Source organism: Streptomyces sp. R28, assembly GCF_041052385.1.
Lineage (GTDB): Bacteria > Actinomycetota > Actinomycetes > Streptomycetales > Streptomycetaceae > Streptomyces.
The window spans coordinates 2,392,237-2,408,936 of record NZ_CP163439.1; the positions used below are offsets into that span (position 1 = coordinate 2,392,237).

Consider the following 16,700-nt stretch of genomic DNA (forward strand, 5'->3'; position numbering starts at 1 on the left):
GCCGGGGCACGGGTCCGCTCTCATGGGCAGGAAGCTCGCCTCGGGGGAGGCCTCATGAAGCGTCCCGGACCTTTGTTCACCCTTCTCGCGGGACTGTTGGTCGGCGTGTTCATGCTGTCGCTCAACGCGACGACGGGGACGAGGAACACAGCGTCTTCGTCGGCGGATTCGTCCGCAGACTCGTCCGCGGACACCGCGAAGGAGTCGCCCACGGCGACGGCGTCACCGACGCCCACCAGGACGGCCCCGCCGCCCTCACCCTCGCCCACCACAACCCCCGTCCCCGACGCCCGCTACGCCGGCCGCACCGACGACGACTCCTCCGCCGTCGCCCTCACCCTGCGCGACGGCAGGGCGATCGCGTACTTCTGCGACGGCCGCGCCAAGGAGTCCTGGCTGCGGGGCGAGGTGAACGACGACGGGACCATGCGGCTCACCGGCAAGGACGGCTCCGTCCTGAACGGCACCCTGGAGGAGGGCAATCGGATCCGCGGCACGGTCCACATCGACGGCGGGCGCCATCCCTTCACCGCCGACAGGACGAAGAAGCCGTCGGGCCTGTACCGGGCCACCTCCACCGTGCGCGGCACCGAGGTCGACGGCGGCTGGATCGTGCTGCCGGACGGCCGGCAGGTCGGCGTCCTCACCCGCGACGGCGAGCCCTCGCGCGCCCCGCGGCTCGCCCCGGAGACCGGCGCGGTGACGGTCGACGGACAGCAGCTCACGGCCCGCCCCGCCACCCCCTGATCCCGCTCCTCGATCCCCCTCCTCGGTCCCCCTCCTCACGGGAGTCGATCATGACCGTCGACCCGAACGCCGTCACCCAGGACTTCCCGCCCCCGCACCCCGGCCACCGCCGCCCGCACCCGGCCCGCTATCTGGTCCCGGCGCTGGTCGCGGGCGCCGTCGCCGTGGCCCTGGGTGTGTACGGCAACGTCCACGACCCGTCCGGGACGGCCTTCAATCTCGCCGGGTTCAGCAGCACGGGCGCGGTGAAGTCATGGCTGGCGACGGCAGCGATCTTCTTCGCGCTGGTCCAGCTGGTCTCCGCGTTCATGGTGTACGGCAAGCTGCCGGGGCCGGCCTGGTCGTCCGCACTGCACCGCTGGTCGGGACGCGCGGCGTTCCTGGTCTCCGTCCCCGTGGCGGTGCACTGTCTGTACGCCATGGGATACCAGACGTACGAAACACGCGTTTTCTGGCACTCCCTCCTGGGTTGCTTCTTCTTCGGTGCCTTCAGTGCAAAGATGCTGTTGCTCCGCTCGGAGCGACTTCCCAGCTGGCTGCTGCCGATCGTCGGCGGGCTGGTCCTCACCGCTCTGACGATCATCTGGCTGACTTCCGCCCTCTGGTTCTTCCGCACCTTCGGAGTGACGACATGACCAACGGTCCGACGCGACGCACGATCCTCATCGCGACGGGCGCGACGGGTGCGGCGGCGCTCGTCGCGAGCTGCGGCGATTCCGACGGCAAGGGCGACTCGTCCCCGGCCCTCTCCCCCGGCCAGGAGCTGGTCGCCGCGGCCGACGTCCCGGTGGGCGGCGGCACGATCCTCAAGGACGAGAAGGTGGTGGTGACCCAGCCGAAGTCCGGCGAGTTCAAGGCCTTCTCCGCCATCTGCACGCACCAGCAGTGCACGGTCGCCAATGTCTCGGACGGCACGATCAACTGCACCTGCCACGGCAGCAAGTTCAACCTCACCGACGGCTCGGTGGCCCACCCTCCGGCGACGAGGCCGCTGCCCGAGAAGAAGATCACCGTGGACGGAAATTCGATCCGCCTGGCGTGAGCCGCCCCGTACGCTCCGGGGCATGCATTCCGAGACCCTGACCCTGGTACGCGACCACACGATCTACGCCTGCGTCATGGGCTCGCGCGCCTTCGGTCTGGCGACGAACGGCAGCGACACCGACCGCCGGGGCGTGTTCCTCGCTCCCACCCCCCTCTTCTGGCGCCTCGCCAAGCCGCCGACGCACGTCGAAGGCCCGCTGCAGGAGCAGTTCAGCTGGGAACTGGAACGCTTCTGCGAGCTGGCCCTGCGCGCCAACCCGAACATCCTGGAGTGCCTGCACTCCCCGCTCGTGGAGCACGTCGACGACACGGGGCGCGAACTCCTCGCCCTGCGCGAGGCGTTCCTGTCCCGCCAGGCCCATGAGACGTTCGCCCGCTACGCCCTGGGCCAGCGCAAGAAACTGGACGCCGACGTCCGTGTGCACGGCGCGCCGCGCTGGAAACACGCGATGCACCTGCTCCGCCTCCTGACGAGCGCCCGCGACCTGCTGCGCACCGGCCGCCTGACGATCGACGTGGGTGACCAGCGCGAGCCGCTGCTGGCGGTCAAGCGCGGCGAGGTCCCCTGGCCACAGGTGGAGTCCTGGATGGCCCGACTGGCGAGCGAGGCCGAGGCAGCCACCCACCGCAGCCCGCTCGCGACCGAGCCGGACCGCCGCCGAGTGGAGGACTTCCTGATCCACGTCCGCCGCACCTCAGCCCTCCAGCACGCCTCAGCCCTCCAGCCGGGTCCGTACGACGAAGGCGTGCAGGGCGTCGTAGGCCCGCGGGGCATCGGGCAGCGCTGAGGCACTCTGCGCCTCGTCCAGCACGCCGTGCAGCCGCTCGACGTCGGCCGCCACGCGCGCGTGGTCGACGTCGGCGGCCCCGTGCTCCTGCTCGGCCTTGGCCGTGATCAGCTCCGGCAGACAGGCGGGCGCGTCGACTTCCCCGATCAACGTGGGCAGATGCGGCTGCACCTCACCACTGCGCATCAGATGGATCCCGGTGAGCAGTACGCGGAAGGTGTAGAGCAGTGGCTTGAGCTCGCCGGTCTTCTCGAACAGCCGCCACTGCGTGTTCGCGAACCCGCGGTAGTGATGGGCGTGATGGCTGGTGAGGACGCCGGGCGCGAGCTCGGCCAGCTCGCGGTGGGCGTCCGTGGTGTGCACGACGAGCGGGGAGAGCAACTGCTCCAGGACATAGCCGTTGCGGCGCAGCATCAGCCGTACGAACTTGCGTAGGTCGTGCGTGACCAGGTCCATCTCGACGCCGTCCCGCACCCACATCCGCGACCGCGTCTCGTCCGGCTCCCGCAGCCCGACGAGGTCGGCGGCCGGCAGCAGGTGCACGCCCCGCAGGTCCACGTCCGAGTCACGCGACGGGAAGCCGTACAGATGCGCGCCGGAGACCGTCGCGAACAGCACCGGGTCGGGCTGTTCGGCGACGACGGGCGTGAGGTCGATGTCCAGGGCGTCGATCATCCGTCAAGCGTCCCAGAGTGCTCCGAGGGTCAGCAGATCCCCCCGGTACTCGATCCGGTCCGCCCACTGGGTCGGCCAGGCGTCGGCCCCGAGCCAGGCGCCCGCGAACGCGCCCGTCAGGCACGCGATCGAGTCCGAGTCCCCGGACGTGCAGGCGGCCCGGCGCAGCGCCGTCAGCGGCTCGTCGACGAACATCAGGAAGCACAGCAACCCGGTCGCGAGGGCCTCTTCGGCGATCCAGCCGGCGCCGGTGGCCAGGCAGGGGTCGGTCTCGGGCGAGGCCGTGCGCACGGCGTCCTGGAGACGGCCGAGGATCTCCAGACACTCGTCCCAGCCGCGCGTGATGAAGTGCTCGGGGGTGGGGTCCTGGCTGCGGGTCCACAGGTCGCCGAGCCAGCGCTGGTGGTAGCGGGTGCGGTTCTCGTAGGCGTACGACCGCAACAGCCCGACCAGTCCGGTGGGATCGGCGCCCTGCGCGAGGAGGCGTACGGCGTGTGCGGTCAGGTCGGACGCGGCGAGTGCCGTCGGATGCCCGTGGGTGAGGGCGGACTGCAACTGGGCGGCGCCCGCGCGCTGTTCGTCGCTCAGGCCGGGGACCAGGCCGATGGGCGCGACGCGCATGTTGGCGCCGCAGCCCTTGGAGCCGATCTGGCTGGCGTCCTGCCAGGTCCTGCTCTCGCTCTTCAGCAGATTGCAGGCGACCAGGCAGGTCCGGCCCGGCGCGCGATTGTTCTCGGGCGACTGGTACCAGTCGACGAACTCCTCGCGCACCGGCCGCTCCAGCCGCTTCGGGGTGAGCACACCCCGATCCATCGCCGTCCGCAGCCCCTTCCCCAACGCCAGCGTCATCTGCGTGTCGTCGGTGACGATCGCCGGCGTCGGCAGTTCCATCTCGCGCCATGGCCCGCACTTGGCGAGGATCGAGGGAACGTCGTTGAACTCGGTCGGGAAGCCGAGCGCGTCGCCGAGGGCGAGGCCGAGCAGGGAGCCGGTGGCGGCGCGCTTGCGGACGGTGGTCGTGGTCATGCGGGGCGTCCTTCCGGGGTGGGCCGCAGCAGGGGCGGGTGGAGGGCGGTGGCGGTGCCCGCGCGGTACAGCGCGCCGGTTTGCCACGGCCGCCGGTGAGCCGGGCGGCGCCGGGTACGGGTTCGACGAAGCCCGGCGTGGCGAGCACCTTGCGGCGGAAGTTGGGCCGGTCGAGGGCGGTGCCCCACACCGTCTCGTAGACCTTTTGCAGCTCGCCGAGCGTGAACTCGGGCGGGCAGAAGGCGGTGGCGAGACAGGTGTACTCGAGCTTGGCGCCGACGCGTTCATGGGCGTCGGCCAGGATCCGGTCATGGTCGAAGGCGAGCGGCCCCGCCGTGTCGTACGGCACCCAGCGCGCCTGCGCCGCGTCGCTGCCGCCGTGCGGTTCGGGCGGGTGGGGCAGCAGCGCGGTGAAGGCGACCGTCACGACCCGCATCCGGGGATCGCGGTCGGGCTCGCTGTAGGTCCGCAGCTGCTCCAGATGCAGCCCGGAGACGTCCGACAGGCCGGTCTCCTCGGCGAGTTCACGCCGGGCGGCCGTCTCCGCCGACTCGTCCGGCTGCACGAACCCGCCGGGCAGCGCCCAATGCCCCTTGTACGGCTCCTGCCCGCGCTCGACGAGCAGGGCGTGCAGGACGCCGTCGCGGACGGTGAGGACGGCGAGGTCGGCGGTGACGGCGAAGGGCTCGTGGGCGTACTTGTCGTAGCCCTCGGGCGCGATGGGTCCCGGCATGCCGCTCACCTCTTTATAGTCAGCACGACTATTAGTCACTCCGACTATAAAGAGGGGGGCCCGGTTCCACAACCCCGAGAAGGCAAAACCGGCACCAGCGCGTAGGCGAGCGAACGTTCCAACAGCCACCGAAGTTCACGGCAGGCCCCACAAGGCCCCCAGCACCCCCTCAGGCGCCCGGAACGGCCCGCCCGGCCCGGGAGGGCATCCGACGCCGCGCGCGGCCCTCCAGCGCCCGGACAGCGGTCGGCCGGCCCTGGGGCAACCCAGAACCGGCCGGTGCGGGAACAGACGCAGGAACGACCTACAGATCGACTTCCTTCAACAGCATCCCGACCTCGGTGTTCGACAGCCGCCGCAGCCAGCCCGACTTCTGGTCGCCGAGGGTGATCGGCCCGAAGGAGGTGCGCACCAGCTTCTCGACGGGGTAGCCCGCCTCCGCCAGCATGCGGCGCACGATGTGCTTGCGGCCCTCGTGCAGGGTGACCTCGACCAGGTAGTTCTTGCCGGTCTGCTCGACGACCCGGAAGTGGTCCGCGCGCGCGTAGCCGTCCTCCAGCTGGATGCCGTCCTTGAGCTTCTTGCCCAGGTCGCGCGGGATCGGGCCCACGATCGCGGCGAGGTAGGTCTTCTTCACGCCGTACCTGGGGTGGGTGAGGCGGTGGGCCAGCTCACCGTGGTTGGTGAGCAGGATGACGCCCTCGGTCTCGGTGTCGAGCCGGCCGACGTGGAAGAGCCGGGTCTCGCGGTTGGTGACGTAGTCGCCGAGGCACTGACGGCCGTCGGGGTCCTCCATCGTCGAGACGACACCGGCGGGCTTGTTGAGCGAGAAGAACTGGTACGACTGCGTGGCGACCGTCAGGCCGTCCACCTTGATCTCGTCCTTCTCCGGGTCGACGCGCTTGCCCTGCTCCAGCACGATCTCGCCGTTGACCTCGACCCGCGCCTGCTCGACGAGCTCCTCGCAGGCACGCCGGGAGCCGTAGCCCGCGCGCGCGAGCACCTTCTGCAGCCGCTCACCCTCCTGCTCGGCGCCCGGGAAGGTCTTGGGCAGCTTGACGTCCTTCTTGCCGGCGTACCGCTCCCGGTTGCGCTCCTCGGCGCGCGCGTCGTACTCGCGGGAACTCGCCGGGACGGAACGGCCCCGGCCGGTTCCGCGCGGCTGGCCCTGCTTGGGCCCGCCCTTGGCGCCGCCGCGCGCGGAGTCACCGCGTCCGGACTTCGGGCCGTCGTGCGTCGCCCCGGGGCCCACGTCGTAGCGGCGCTCCTCCGGGCGCGGCTTCTTCGGCCGACCGCCCTGCTTGTCGTCACGGTTGTTACCGGCGCCGCGGAAGTTACCGCGGCCACCGCTGCTCCCGCCGCGGCCGCCGCTGTTGCCACCACGGCTCCCGCCGTTGTTTCCGCTGCTGTTCCTGCCGCTGCTGCTTCGCATCAAATTTCCGTCTTGTCGTCTGCGTCCTCGGAATCCGGAGCGTCCGGATCGAACGACGGGACCCCTTCCAGTGTCTCGGCCTCGATCGCCTCCGCCTCCGGGAGGAAGGGCGCGAGCTCCGGGAGCTCGTCCAGACCGCGCAGGCCCATCCGCTCCAGGAAGTAGTTCGTCGTCCTGTACAGGATCGCACCTGTTTCGGGTTCCGTGCCCGCCTCCTCGACGAGACCGCGCTGAAGAAGGGTGCGCATGACACCGTCGCAGTTCACTCCGCGCACCGCCGAGACCCGGCTGCGGCTGACCGGCTGGCGGTACGCGACGACCGCGAGCGTCTCCAGGGCGGCCTGCGTGAGGCGGGCCGTCTGGCCGTCCAGAACGAGGCGCTCGACGGCGGCCGCGTACTCGGCGCGGGTGTAGAAACGCCAGCCGCCCGCGACGAACCGCAGCTCGAAGCCGCGCCCCTGCATCGCGTACTCGTCGGCGAGCTCCCGCAGGGCATCGGCGATCTGGCGCCGCGGCCGCTCCAGGAGCTTCGCGAGCCGCTCCTCGGTCGCGGGCTCGTCCACGACCATGAGCATCGCCTCCAGGGCGGGCTTGAGATCGAGGTCCGCGACGGTACGCAGCCCTGCCGGAAGCTCGGTGGTGTCCTTGCTCACGCCTTTTCCTCCTCCTGGGGCAGCTCCGGCGGCCGGTCGAACTCGTCGGTCACTGTGGGCGTCTCGTCCCCCTCGCCGCCGGTCCACCGCACGATGAGCTCCCCGAGCGCGATCTCCTGGTCGAGGGCCACGGCCTTCTCGCGGTACAGCTCGAGGAGAGCCAGAAAGCGCGCTACGACGGTCAGGGTGTCGTCGGTGTCCTCGACCAGGGCCCGGAAGCTGGCCTCGCCGAGCTCCTTCAGCCGCGCGACGACGATCCCGGCCTGCTCCTGCACGCTCACGAGCGGCGCGTGAATGTGATCGACGTAGACCTGCGGCTTGGGCTTGGGCTGCATCGCCTTGATCGCGAGCCTGGCGAATCCTTCCGCCCCGATGCTGATGACGACCTCGGGCAACAGCTCGGCATGGTGCGGTTCGAGCCCGACGGTCCGCGGATAGCGCCGGGCCTCGTCGTCGAGCCGCCGGCTGAAGATGTCGGCGATCTGCTTGTACGCGCGGTACTGGAGCAGCCGCGCGAACAGCAGGTCCCTCGCCTCCAGCAGCGCGAGGTCGGCTTCGTCCTCCACCTCGGCGGAGGGCAGCAGCCGGGCCGCCTTGAGGTCGAGCAAGGTGGCCGCGACCACGAGAAACTCGGTCGTCTCGTCGAGATCCCAGTCCGGCCCCATCGCCCTGATGTGCGCCATGAACTCGTCGGTCACCTTGGACAACGCGACTTCGGTGACGTCGAGCTTGTGCTTGGAGATCAGCTGGAGGAGGAGATCGAAGGGGCCCTCGAAGTTGGAGAGGCGAACCTTGAAGACGCCGTCGTCGGGTTCCTCGGAAGCGTCGGAGGCGGGCTCGGCAGTGGCGACCTCAGGAACCGGATCAGGATCATCGACCTGAGGCTCCGATTCCGGTACGACAACCTCGGGCTCCGACTCCGGAACGACAATCACCGGCTCCGGCTCCGGTCTCGGCTCCACAGGCTCCGGAATTTCCACGGGTGCCGGTTCCACCGGCGGAGCCACTCCCGGGACGCCCGGCCCCCGCCCCAACGCACGCCGACGACCGGCTGCTGCGCCGGATGCCGAGGCGGGAACGTCGTTCGAGGTCATGGCCCCCGCAGGCTACCGCTACCGCCCGCGAAGCCGTCGTACGAGGATGCTGGCGTCTCCGCGGGTCTCCAGATCCGCGAGGACCACGGCCACCGCCTCGCGGACGATCCGCCCGCGGTCGACGGCGAGCCCGTGCTCACCGCGGAGCACCAGACGCGCGTGCTCCAGATCCATGAGCTCCTCGGCGGAGACGTACACGGTGATCTTCTCGTCGTGCCGTTCGCGACCACTGGGCCGACGCGAGGCCGACCGCCCGCGCTTGCGCGGCGCGGCGGAAGAGGCGGCAGAAGCAGCCGCACCGGACGCGGCCGGACCGCCCGCGGCACCCGCAGGCGCCCCGGCAGAACCTTCCTGCACGCCCTGACGTCGCGCGGAGCGCTCCGCGGCCGCGGTACGGCTACGCGACTCACCGGCGTCGACCGACTCCGTGTCGGCCGCCACGTGCTCCGCGCCGTCGCCGTCGCCGCCCTGCACGGGCACCGACTGCGGCGCGTCCTCCGCGGCGGCAGCGGCATCGCTCTCCCCCGCGGGAGCCGGCACCCGGGCCTCGCCGTTGGCCGGGCGCCGGGGAGTGGACGGCTGGAGCGCCATACCCCCTGTCGTGCGGAACAGTTCGTCGGCCCCCGGCAGACTCACTCGGCGTGACACCGGGCGAGCACCTCCCTGGCGAGCTGGCGATAGGCGGCGGCACCGACGGAGTTGGAGGCGTACGTGGTGATCGGCTCACCGGCGACCGTGGTCTCCGGGAAGCGGACCGTGCGCCCGATGACCGTGTGGTAGACGTGGTCGTCGAACGCCTCGACGACACGCGCGAGCACCTCACGGCTGTGCACCGTGCGCGAGTCGTACATCGTGGCGAGGATCCCGTCGAGCTCCAGCTCAGGGTTGAGCCGCTCCTGGACCTTCTCAATGGTCTCCGTCAACAGCGCGACACCTCGCAGGGCGAAGAACTCGCACTCCAGCGGCACGATCACCTTGTGAGCGGCCGTCAGCGCGTTCACCGTGAGCAGACCCAGCGAGGGCTGGCAGTCGATCACGATGAAGTCGTAGTCCGGCAGCAGCGGCTTCAGGGCGCGCTGGAGCGTGGACTCGCGCGCGACCTCGCTCACCAGCTGGACCTCGGCGGCCGACAGGTCGATGTTGCTCGGCAGCAGGTCCATGTTGGGGACCGCCGTCTTCAGGAGCACCTCGTCCGCCGACATGCCCCGCTCCATGAGCAGGTTGTAGACGGTGAGGTCGAGCTCCATCGGGTTGACGCCGAGGCCGACCGACAGCGCGCCCTGCGGGTCGAAGTCGACGAGCAGGACCCGGCGTCCGTACTCCGCGAGCGCGGCACCCAGGTTGATGGTCGACGTCGTCTTGCCGACGCCGCCCTTCTGGTTGCACATCGCGATGATCTTCGCGGGACCGTGATCGGTCAGCGGGCCCGGGATCGGGAAGTACGGCAGCGGACGCCCGGTCGGGCCGATGCGCTCACGACGCTGACGGGCAGCGTCGGGCGCGAGCGTGGCCGCGTACTCGGGGTCTGGCTCGTACTCCGCGTCGGGATCGTAGAAGTGCCCCTCGGGCAGTTCGTCGTAGTCGGCGAAGTGGTTGTGGGGCGCGCCACTTCCGTCGCCGGCCATGGCGTTCACGTGATGGCCATCCATGCTCATGTTTGCTGGCTGAGTCACCCCTGAGGTCAGGTGACCCTGGTGGGCTGCGAAGGTGCGCACCGCGACGGAGCCGACAGCCTCGAATCCCGCGGGACCCTGGCCCCGTACCGGCATTCCTGGTTGACCACCCCCGGGAGAAAATGTCGACTCATTCACAAGTCGTCTTACCTCCTTGGGGACCAGGAAACTTCTAGACAGGTCAGCGTGGCACCATGCTGACGGTTGGCGACTCTATGGCGTGTCGGCGGTCCTCAGCAACACAATCCGCCGGACCGGGCAGATGTGTCGACAATGAAACATCCCGCTGTCAAGGGCGTACGGCCGTCGCACGGCAGGTTTCACCGGTGTGCGAATCGGTCGAAGGGTTACGTTCGAGGCGAGTTGACCGAGAGTCGCAAAGTGACCATACACACATCCGGCCGGACCTTTTCGGGCAAGGTCCGGCCGAGTGCGTTCGGTTGACGACTCGTGTTGACGTATCGCCTTTACCAGAAAGTGACTTAGCCGATCGGCTCAGCCGAGCAGCGTTTCGAGCTCCACGTGCTCCAGGTCGTGCGCCTCCGCGACCTCCCGGTAAACCACCTTGCCGTCATGCGTGTTGAGGCCCTTGGCCAGCGCGGAGTCGCGGCGCAGGGCCTCCACCCAGCCGCGGTTGGCCAGTTCGACGATGTACGGCAGCGTGGCGTTGGTCAGCGCGTAGGTGGAGGTGTTGGGCACCGCGCCGGGCATGTTGGCGACGCAGTAGAAGACCGAGTTGTGGATCTGGAAGGTCGGCTCGGCGTGCGTCGTCGGACGCGAGTCCTCGAAGCAGCCGCCCTGGTCGATCGCGATGTCGACAAGGACACTTCCCGGCTTCATCCGCGAGACCAGCTCGTTGGTGACGAGCTTCGGGGCCTTGGCGCCCGGGATCAGAACCGCGCCGATGACGAGGTCGGCATCCAGGACGGCCTTCTCGAGCTCGAAGGCGTTGGACATGATCGCCCGGACCTTGGTGCCGAAGACCTTGTCGGCCTCGCGCAGCTTGTTGATGTCGCGGTCGAGCAGCGTGACGTGGAAGCCCATGCCGACGGCGATCTGGGTCGCGTTCCAGCCGGAGACGCCGCCGCCGATGACGACGGCCTTCGCCGGCTGGGTGCCGGGGACGCCACCGGGGAGCACGCCACGGCCGCCGGCCGAGCGCATCAGGTGGTAGGCGCCGACCTGCGGGGCGAGGCGGCCCGCGACCTCGGACATGGGGGCGAGCAGCGGGAGCGCGCGGCTGGGCAGCTCGACGGTCTCGTATGCGATCGCCGTGGTGCCGGACTCGATGAGCGCGTCCGTGCACTCCTTGGAGGCGGCCAGGTGCAGGTAGGTGAAGAGCGTCTGGTCCTTGCGGAGGCGGTGGTACTCCTCGGCGATGGGCTCCTTGACCTTCAGCAGCAGGTCGGCGGTGGCCCAGACCTCGTCGGCGGTCGGCAGGATCCGGGCACCTGCGGCGACGTACTCGCTGTCCGGGATCGACGAGCCGAGCCCGGCGCCCTGCTCGATGACGACCTGGTGGCCATGGCGCACCAGCTCGTGCACGCCTGCGGGGGTGATGGCCACCCGGAACTCGTTGTTCTTGACCTCGCGGGGGATGCCGACCTTCACGTCGATCACGGTCCTTGGCTCAGAGGGTGTGGGGGCTTTACAAGACATACCCAGGCATGCAGGGCACACCGGGAGACACCGCAGGAGAAGGTGCGGCAGAGCCAGTCTAATGAAGGCGTTCCCGCTGTCTAGCCTTTCATTGCATCAATCTTCAGTGGATGTACTACGGATTTCGTAGGCGTTAGGGCCGTGTTCCGGCTCGAAAGCCTCTTGCTCGGGCTCAGGCACGGCCGCATCGGGCTCCTGAGGCTCCTCCCCCAGCATCCGCTGGGCGGCGCCCCGGTGCAGCTGCGCCGCCGCGGGATCGCCGAGGCGTTCCAGGGTGTCGGCGAGCCGCAGATACAGCGCCGCCTGCAACCGTGTGTCCTCCGCGCGCCGCGCACACTCCACCGCCTCCCGGCAGGTACGCAGCGATTCCTCGGGCCGTCCCGCGTACTCCTGGACCCGCGCCAGCTCGCTCAACGCCCGTGCGTGGCCCGCGATATCGCCGTTCTTGCGGTGCCCGGCGACCGCGGCCCGCCAGTTGCGCAGCGCCTCGCCGTACCGGCCCGCGAAGGTGTGGGCGGCGCCGATACGGCCGTACAGCCGGGCGATGTCGGCGCGCTCGCCCCGGGCCAGCCGCTGGGCCAGCGCCCGGCCGAACCAGTCGGCGGCCCGGTCGTAGTCCCCGAGCTCCAGGTGGGCGCCGCCTACGGATTCCATCGCGCGGCCGGTCGCGTACGGGTCGTTCGCCTCCCGCCCGGCGTCCAGCGCGGCCCGATAGCTCACCAGCGCCGCCTTCGTCCGCCCGGTCCGGGCGTCGAGGTCGCCGAGGTTCAGCAGGGCCGCGGCCTTCTCGCGGGGTAGGTTCCGGCGCTCGGCCACGTCCAGGACCAGGCGGTGGACGCCGTACAGGTCGCCGGCGGCAGCCTGCGTGCCGAGGTGCGCGACCATGGCCCTGACCAGCTGGGACATCAGGCGCCGGGCCAGGGTGTCCAGCTCCCCGTCGGCGACCGCGGCGCGGGCCGAGGCCAGCAGGGCGGGCCTGCGGATGCCGATCCAGTCCGCGGCCGCCCGGGGGTTGGGAAAGCGCAGGGCGCGGGGCGTGCCGAGGAGCTTCTGCCGGGCCTCGGGGTCGTCGGTCTCGGTGATCGCCCGGCAGGACTGCAGCAGCCGTACGGTCCGCTCCAGCATGCGGGCGCGCGCCAGCTGGATCTCGCCGGGGCGGTCCTGGGTCTCGGTGAGGGCCTTGAGGAGGGGGTGCAGACAGGCCGGGACCTGGTACTGCGGCAGTGGCGAGTCGATGACGTGCAGCAGGCCGAGCGCGACGAAGTCGTCCAGGGTGGTGCAGGCGCCGTCGACCGAGCAGCCGGCCAGGGCGGAGGCGGTGTGCGGGTCGACCAGGCCGCCCGGGGCCAGGGAGAGCAGCCGCAGTATCCGGGCGGCGGGACCCGGGAGGGAGGCGTAGACGAGCCGGAAGACCCGGCTGAGCGGTGTGCCCTCGTCGCCCTCGGCGTGCACCTGCTTGGCGAGGTCGGCGACCGCCACCTTGGGACGGGCGGCGAGCCAGCCACCCGCCAGCATCAGTGCGGCGGGCTGCCCCTGGCAGACCTCGGCGAGGCCCTCGGCGGCCCGCGGGTCGACGGTGATGCGGACCGAGCCGGCGTGCCGGGACAGCAGCTCCACCGCCGACTTGGTGTCCAGGCCGCCCAGCGTGCAGGGCCGCACGCCCGAGATGCCGGTCAGCGGACCGTGGGAGACGGCCACGACCAGGCACTCCGGCGTGTCCGGCAGCAGGGCGTCGACCTGCTCCGCCTCGGCCGCGTCGTCGAGCAGGAGCAGCATCCGGCACTCCGCCAGGGCCTCCCGGAGCGCCGCCGTGAGGTCGTCCTCGGCGGCGCCGGGCGGGGGCGTCCGGTCCAGGGCGGCGAGCAGTTCGCGGGCGGTGCGCTCGACGGGGACGGGGGTGCCGTCGGGCTCGCTCAGGCGGGCGCGCAGCACGCCGTCCGGGTAACGGTCCGCCACCTGCCGTACCAGTTCCGCGGCGAGCGCGGTGCGGCCCGAGCCGGGGCGGCCGGCGATGAGCAGCACGCGCGCGCGTGGCGCCTTGCGGCCGGAGAGGGTGTCCAGGCCCGCGCGCTCGATGTCGGCGCGGAGCTCCTTCAATTCGCGTGTGCGGCCCAGGAATTGGTTCTGGTCGGACGCCTGTGCCGACACCTGCACGCCGCCTGTGTCCACCACCTGATCCGTCACGGGCCACACTCCCGTCCCACCACACGCGCAAGCCCGCCGGGACTCCGGTTCGGGCGTATTCAGAGCCTAGTTCACGCTCTGCTACGTTCCGCGCGGAGCACGGGGGGCACGGCGAGGAGGTCCCTCGATCGGATCAGCCGATCTTCACACCGGAAGTGGGGTGTGGGGGTTCAGGACGCGAAGGGGCGCGCGGGCCAGGGCGCCTCCGCCGGACGGAGCGCGTCGAGCCCGTCACCGTTCCTCGCGGCGACCAGCGACAGCGCGCCCACGACGAGGCAGTTGTTGTGCAACTCGCCCGCGAGCACCGCCCGGACGAGTTCGTCGACCGGCACGCGCGCGTGCTCCATGTCGGCCTCCTCGTCCTCCACCTCGAAGCGCTCCCCGTCGGCCTCCGACAGGTTGCGGGCGAGGAAGATCCGAACGGCCTCGTCGCAGCCGCCGGGTGTGGTGTACACGTCGGTCAGCACCCGCCAGTCCTCGGCCTTGACGTGGGCCTCCTCGTACAGCTCGCGCTGGGCGGCGTGCAGCGGGTTCTCGCCGGGGATGTCGAGCAGGCCGGCAGGGATCTCCCACAGCTTCTGCCGCACCGGGTGGCGGTACTGCTTGATGAGCAGGACGCGGTCCTCGTCGTCGAGGGCGAGGACGGCCACCGAGCCGGGGTGGACCTGGTAGTCGCGCCGCACCACCGAGCCGCCGGGCATGACCACGTCGTCCGTGCGGACGGAGGTCTTGTTGCCCACGAAGGGGGTCTCCGTCGCCCGGATCTCCCACTGCTCGGCGGTGTCCTTGATCGTCATGCCCTGCCCTTCCACACGCTCTAAAAACAACCCGCCAAAGAAAACCGGGGTGCGCACCTTTGAAGGTTTGCACCCCGCCCACCGTACAACTCTCGTGTTACTTCGAATTCTTGCCGACGCCCTCGGCCTGCTGGCGCTCGACGGCTGCCTTCACCAGCCCGGCGAAGAGCGGGTGCGGGCGCGTCGGGCGCGAGCGCAGCTCGGGGTGGGCCTGCGTGGCCACCAGGTAGGGGTGGACCTCGCGCGGGTACTCCACGTACTCCACGAGCTTGCCGTCCGGCGACGTGCCGGAGAACAGGATGCCCGCCTTCTTCTCCAGCTCCGCCCGGTAGGCGTTGTTCACCTCGTACCGGTGACGGTGCCGCTCCTCGACGTACTCCTTGCCGTCGTACACCTCGCGCACGATCGAGCCCTCGGCCAGCTTGGCCGGGTACATGCCGAGGCGCATCGTGCCGCCCATGTCACCCTCGCCGGCGACGATGTCGAGCTGCTCGGCCATGGTGGAGATGACCGGGTGGCCGGTGGCCGGGTCGAACTCGGTGGAGTTGGCGTCACCGATGTCGGCGAGGTGGCGGGCCGCCTCGATCACGATGCACTGCAGGCCCAGGCACAGGCCCAGCAGCGGGATCCGGTTCTCGCGGGCGTACTTGATCGCGCCGACCTTGCCGAGCACACCACGGTCACCGAAGCCGCCCGGGATGCAGATGCCGTCCACGTCGGCGAGCTGCTGCTTGGCGCCGGCCGGGGTCTTGCAGTCGTCGGAGGTGACCCACTTGATCTTCACGCGGGCCTTGTTGGCGAAGCCGCCCGCGCGCAGCGCCTCGGTGACCGAGAGGTAGGCGTCGGGCAGGTCGATGTACTTGCCGACCAGCGCGAGGGTGATCTCGTGATCGGGGTTGTGGACGCGGTCGAGCAGGTCGTCCCAGGTCGTCCAGTCCACGTCGCGGAACGGCAGGTCCAGCTTGCGGACGACGTAGGCGTCCAGACCCTCGCCGTGCACGGTCTTCGGGATGTCGTAGATCGAGCGGGCGTCGGGGCAGGCCACCACGGCCGCCTCGTCGACGTCGCACATCAGGCTGATCTTCCGCTTGATCGCGGTCGGCACCTCACGGTCGCAGCGCAGCACGATCGCATCTGGCTGAATACCGATGTTGCGCAGAGCCGCAACCGAGTGCTGGGTCGGCTTCGTCTTCAGCTCTCCCGAGGGGCCGATGTACGGCAGGAGCGAGATGTGGACGACGAAGACGTTGTCACGACCGACCTCGTGACGGACCTGGCGGACGGTCTCCAGGAACGGCAGCGACTCGATGTCGCCGACCGTGCCGCCGACCTCCGTGATCACGACGTCGACCTCGTCCGTCGCCATGCGGCGGATGCGGTGCTTGATCTCGTTGGTGATGTGCGGGATGACCTGCACGGTGTCGCCCAGGTACTCGCCGCGCCGCTCCTTGGCGATCACGGTGTTGTACACCTGGCCGGTGGTGACGTTCGCCGAGCCGTCCAGGTCGCGGTCGAGGAAGCGCTCGTAGTGGCCGATGTCCAGGTCGGTCTCGGCGCCGTCGTTGGTGACGAACACCTCACCGTGCTGGAAGGGGTTCATCGTGCCAGGGTCGACATTGAGGTACGGGTCCAGCTTCTGCATCACGACGCGCAGGCCCCGTGCCTTGAGGAGCATGCCGAGGCTGGAGGCCGTCAGGCCCTTTCCGAGCGAGGAGGCGACACCCCCGGTGACGAAGATGTGCTTGGTCGTCGTGGTGCTGTTTCGAAAAGCAGCGGGCGGCATGGCCAAGAGGGGGCTCCCGTGGTCGCGTTCTGGAGTGCGGTGCGGCTGCCTGCCCGGAGATTCCGGGGGCGGTGCCGTCGCTGCGGTTCGGGGGTTTGTCGCCCACCGGTCCACGGGCTACCAGGGTATCAGCGACCGAGAGCGATGGCTTCCGGCCACGCTCCGCACACGAGTCGCCACGAACCTGCACAGGCGCCTCGGTTTCTCACCCGTTGCTCACCCGTTCGGCCGACCCGGGTTGCCCGGAGCGGCACGCAGATCATCTGCGTGCGTCGTATCCTGCTCGGACATTCGCTGCCGAGCCCGGCCGGCAACACGGCACCACCCCTCGCCCGTAACCACCGGAACAACGAGAGCTCGTCAGTTCGTTGAGCGGAGATTGCCGAGAAGAGACCGTCGTTTTGCTTCACGG

15 protein-coding genes and 1 pseudogene are annotated in these 16,700 nt (G+C 70.4%); 4 read left to right on the plus strand and 12 right to left on the minus strand.

Annotated features, from left to right (window positions below; all coding sequences use genetic code 11):
- Positions 1–54: 54 nt before the first annotated feature.
- Genes AB5J49_RS10465 through AB5J49_RS10480 form a run of 4 tightly spaced genes read left to right on the plus strand, consistent with a single transcriptional unit; the run spans position 55 to position 2,579 of the window.
- Complete coding sequence (locus AB5J49_RS10465; protein ID WP_369168279.1) at positions 55–747, plus strand: hypothetical protein; 693 nt, start codon at positions 55–57, stop codon at positions 745–747.
- Positions 748–797: 50 nt separating this feature from the next.
- Positions 798–1,382 carry a DUF6529 family protein gene (locus tag AB5J49_RS10470; protein WP_369168280.1) on the plus strand — a complete coding sequence of 195 codons (585 nt, stop codon included), beginning with the start codon at positions 798–800 and terminating at the stop codon, positions 1,380–1,382.
- The gene (locus AB5J49_RS10475; RefSeq protein ID WP_369168281.1) at positions 1,379–1,789 is read left to right on the plus strand and encodes a Rieske (2Fe-2S) protein; all 411 of its coding nucleotides are present in this window, start codon (positions 1,379–1,381) and stop codon (positions 1,787–1,789) included. The genes AB5J49_RS10470 and AB5J49_RS10475 overlap by 4 nt, the downstream gene beginning before the upstream one ends.
- Positions 1,790–1,811: 22 nt before the next feature.
- Entirely contained in the window at positions 1,812–2,579 is a 768-nt protein-coding gene (locus tag AB5J49_RS10480) for a nucleotidyltransferase domain-containing protein (RefSeq protein WP_369168282.1), read from the plus strand.
- Here AB5J49_RS10480 and AB5J49_RS10485 read toward each other — a convergent pair.
- The 12 genes and pseudogenes from AB5J49_RS10485 to AB5J49_RS10540 all read right to left on the minus strand — a co-directional run bounded on the left by AB5J49_RS10485 (position 2,505) and on the right by AB5J49_RS10540 (position 16,288).
- The gene (locus tag AB5J49_RS10485; RefSeq protein WP_369168283.1) at positions 2,505–3,254 is read right to left on the minus strand and encodes a nucleotidyltransferase domain-containing protein; all 750 of its coding nucleotides are present in this window, start codon (positions 3,252–3,254) and stop codon (positions 2,505–2,507) included. The two genes, AB5J49_RS10480 and AB5J49_RS10485, sit on opposite strands and share 75 nt — an antisense overlap.
- Before the next feature lie 3 nt (positions 3,255–3,257).
- Entirely contained in the window at positions 3,258–4,280 is a 1,023-nt protein-coding gene (locus AB5J49_RS10490) for an ADP-ribosylglycohydrolase family protein (RefSeq protein ID WP_369168284.1), read from the minus strand.
- Positions 4,277–5,013, minus strand: a pseudogene (locus AB5J49_RS10495) (NUDIX domain-containing protein). The gene AB5J49_RS10490 and the pseudogene AB5J49_RS10495 overlap by 4 nt, the downstream one beginning before the upstream one ends.
- Positions 5,014–5,317: 304 nt before the next feature.
- Positions 5,318–6,445 (minus strand): pseudouridine synthase, encoded by a 1,128-nt coding sequence (locus tag AB5J49_RS10500; protein ID WP_369168286.1) that lies wholly within the window; start codon positions 6,443–6,445, stop codon positions 5,318–5,320.
- On the minus strand, positions 6,445–7,098 hold the full coding sequence (gene scpB, locus AB5J49_RS10505) for an SMC-Scp complex subunit ScpB (RefSeq protein WP_369168287.1): 654 nt from the start codon (positions 7,096–7,098) through the stop codon (positions 6,445–6,447). The genes AB5J49_RS10500 and scpB overlap by 1 nt, the downstream gene beginning before the upstream one ends.
- On the minus strand, positions 7,095–8,192 hold the full coding sequence (locus AB5J49_RS10510) for a segregation/condensation protein A (protein WP_369168288.1): 1,098 nt from the start codon (positions 8,190–8,192) through the stop codon (positions 7,095–7,097). The genes scpB and AB5J49_RS10510 overlap by 4 nt, the downstream gene beginning before the upstream one ends.
- An 18-nt stretch (positions 8,193–8,210) precedes the next feature.
- Positions 8,211–8,840, minus strand: a complete 630-nt coding sequence (locus AB5J49_RS10515; protein WP_369168289.1) for a hypothetical protein — start codon at positions 8,838–8,840, stop codon at positions 8,211–8,213.
- Positions 8,825–9,961 carry a ParA family protein gene (locus AB5J49_RS10520; RefSeq protein WP_079052605.1) on the minus strand — a complete coding sequence of 379 codons (1,137 nt, stop codon included), beginning with the start codon at positions 9,959–9,961 and terminating at the stop codon, positions 8,825–8,827. The genes AB5J49_RS10515 and AB5J49_RS10520 overlap by 16 nt, the downstream gene beginning before the upstream one ends.
- 399 nt (positions 9,962–10,360) lie before the next feature.
- Positions 10,361–11,485, minus strand: a complete 1,125-nt coding sequence (gene ald, locus AB5J49_RS10525; RefSeq protein ID WP_369168290.1) for an alanine dehydrogenase — start codon at positions 11,483–11,485, stop codon at positions 10,361–10,363.
- 135 nt (positions 11,486–11,620) lie between these two features.
- Positions 11,621–13,708: a tetratricopeptide repeat protein gene (locus AB5J49_RS10530; protein WP_369168291.1), complete on the minus strand. Its 2,088-nt coding sequence runs from the start codon at positions 13,706–13,708 to the stop codon at positions 11,621–11,623.
- Between the two features lie 170 nt (positions 13,709–13,878).
- A complete protein-coding gene (locus AB5J49_RS10535; protein WP_369168292.1) occupies positions 13,879–14,505 on the minus strand; it encodes an NUDIX domain-containing protein in 627 nt (208 codons plus the stop codon).
- Positions 14,506–14,602: 97 nt separating this feature from the next.
- Complete coding sequence (locus AB5J49_RS10540; protein ID WP_369175094.1) at positions 14,603–16,288, minus strand: CTP synthase; 1,686 nt, start codon at positions 16,286–16,288, stop codon at positions 14,603–14,605.
- Positions 16,289–16,700 lie beyond the last annotated feature (412 nt).

Bases quoted from the DNA above. Each gene is read 5' to 3' on its own strand.
- AB5J49_RS10485 (WP_369168283.1), bottom strand. From the start codon at position 3,254: ATGATCGACGCCCTGGACATCGACCTCACGCCCGTCGTCGCCGAACAG.
- AB5J49_RS10480 (WP_369168282.1), top strand. From the start codon at position 1,812: ATGCATTCCGAGACCCTGACCCTGGTACGCGACCACACGATCTACGCC.
- AB5J49_RS10520 (WP_079052605.1), bottom strand. From the start codon at position 9,961: ATGCCGGTACGGGGCCAGGGTCCCGCGGGATTCGAGGCTGTCGGCTCC.
- AB5J49_RS10510 (WP_369168288.1), bottom strand. From the start codon at position 8,192: ATGACCTCGAACGACGTTCCCGCCTCGGCATCCGGCGCAGCAGCCGGT.
- AB5J49_RS10540 (WP_369175094.1), bottom strand. From the start codon at position 16,288: ATGCCGCCCGCTGCTTTTCGAAACAGCACCACGACGACCAAGCACATC.
- AB5J49_RS10465 (WP_369168279.1), top strand. From the start codon at position 55: ATGAAGCGTCCCGGACCTTTGTTCACCCTTCTCGCGGGACTGTTGGTC.
- AB5J49_RS10470 (WP_369168280.1), top strand. From the start codon at position 798: ATGACCGTCGACCCGAACGCCGTCACCCAGGACTTCCCGCCCCCGCAC.
- AB5J49_RS10535 (WP_369168292.1), bottom strand. From the start codon at position 14,505: ATGACGATCAAGGACACCGCCGAGCAGTGGGAGATCCGGGCGACGGAG.
- AB5J49_RS10500 (WP_369168286.1), bottom strand. From the start codon at position 6,445: ATGCGAAGCAGCAGCGGCAGGAACAGCAGCGGAAACAACGGCGGGAGC.
- AB5J49_RS10490 (WP_369168284.1), bottom strand. From the start codon at position 4,280: ATGACCACGACCACCGTCCGCAAGCGCGCCGCCACCGGCTCCCTGCTC.
- AB5J49_RS10475 (WP_369168281.1), top strand. From the start codon at position 1,379: ATGACCAACGGTCCGACGCGACGCACGATCCTCATCGCGACGGGCGCG.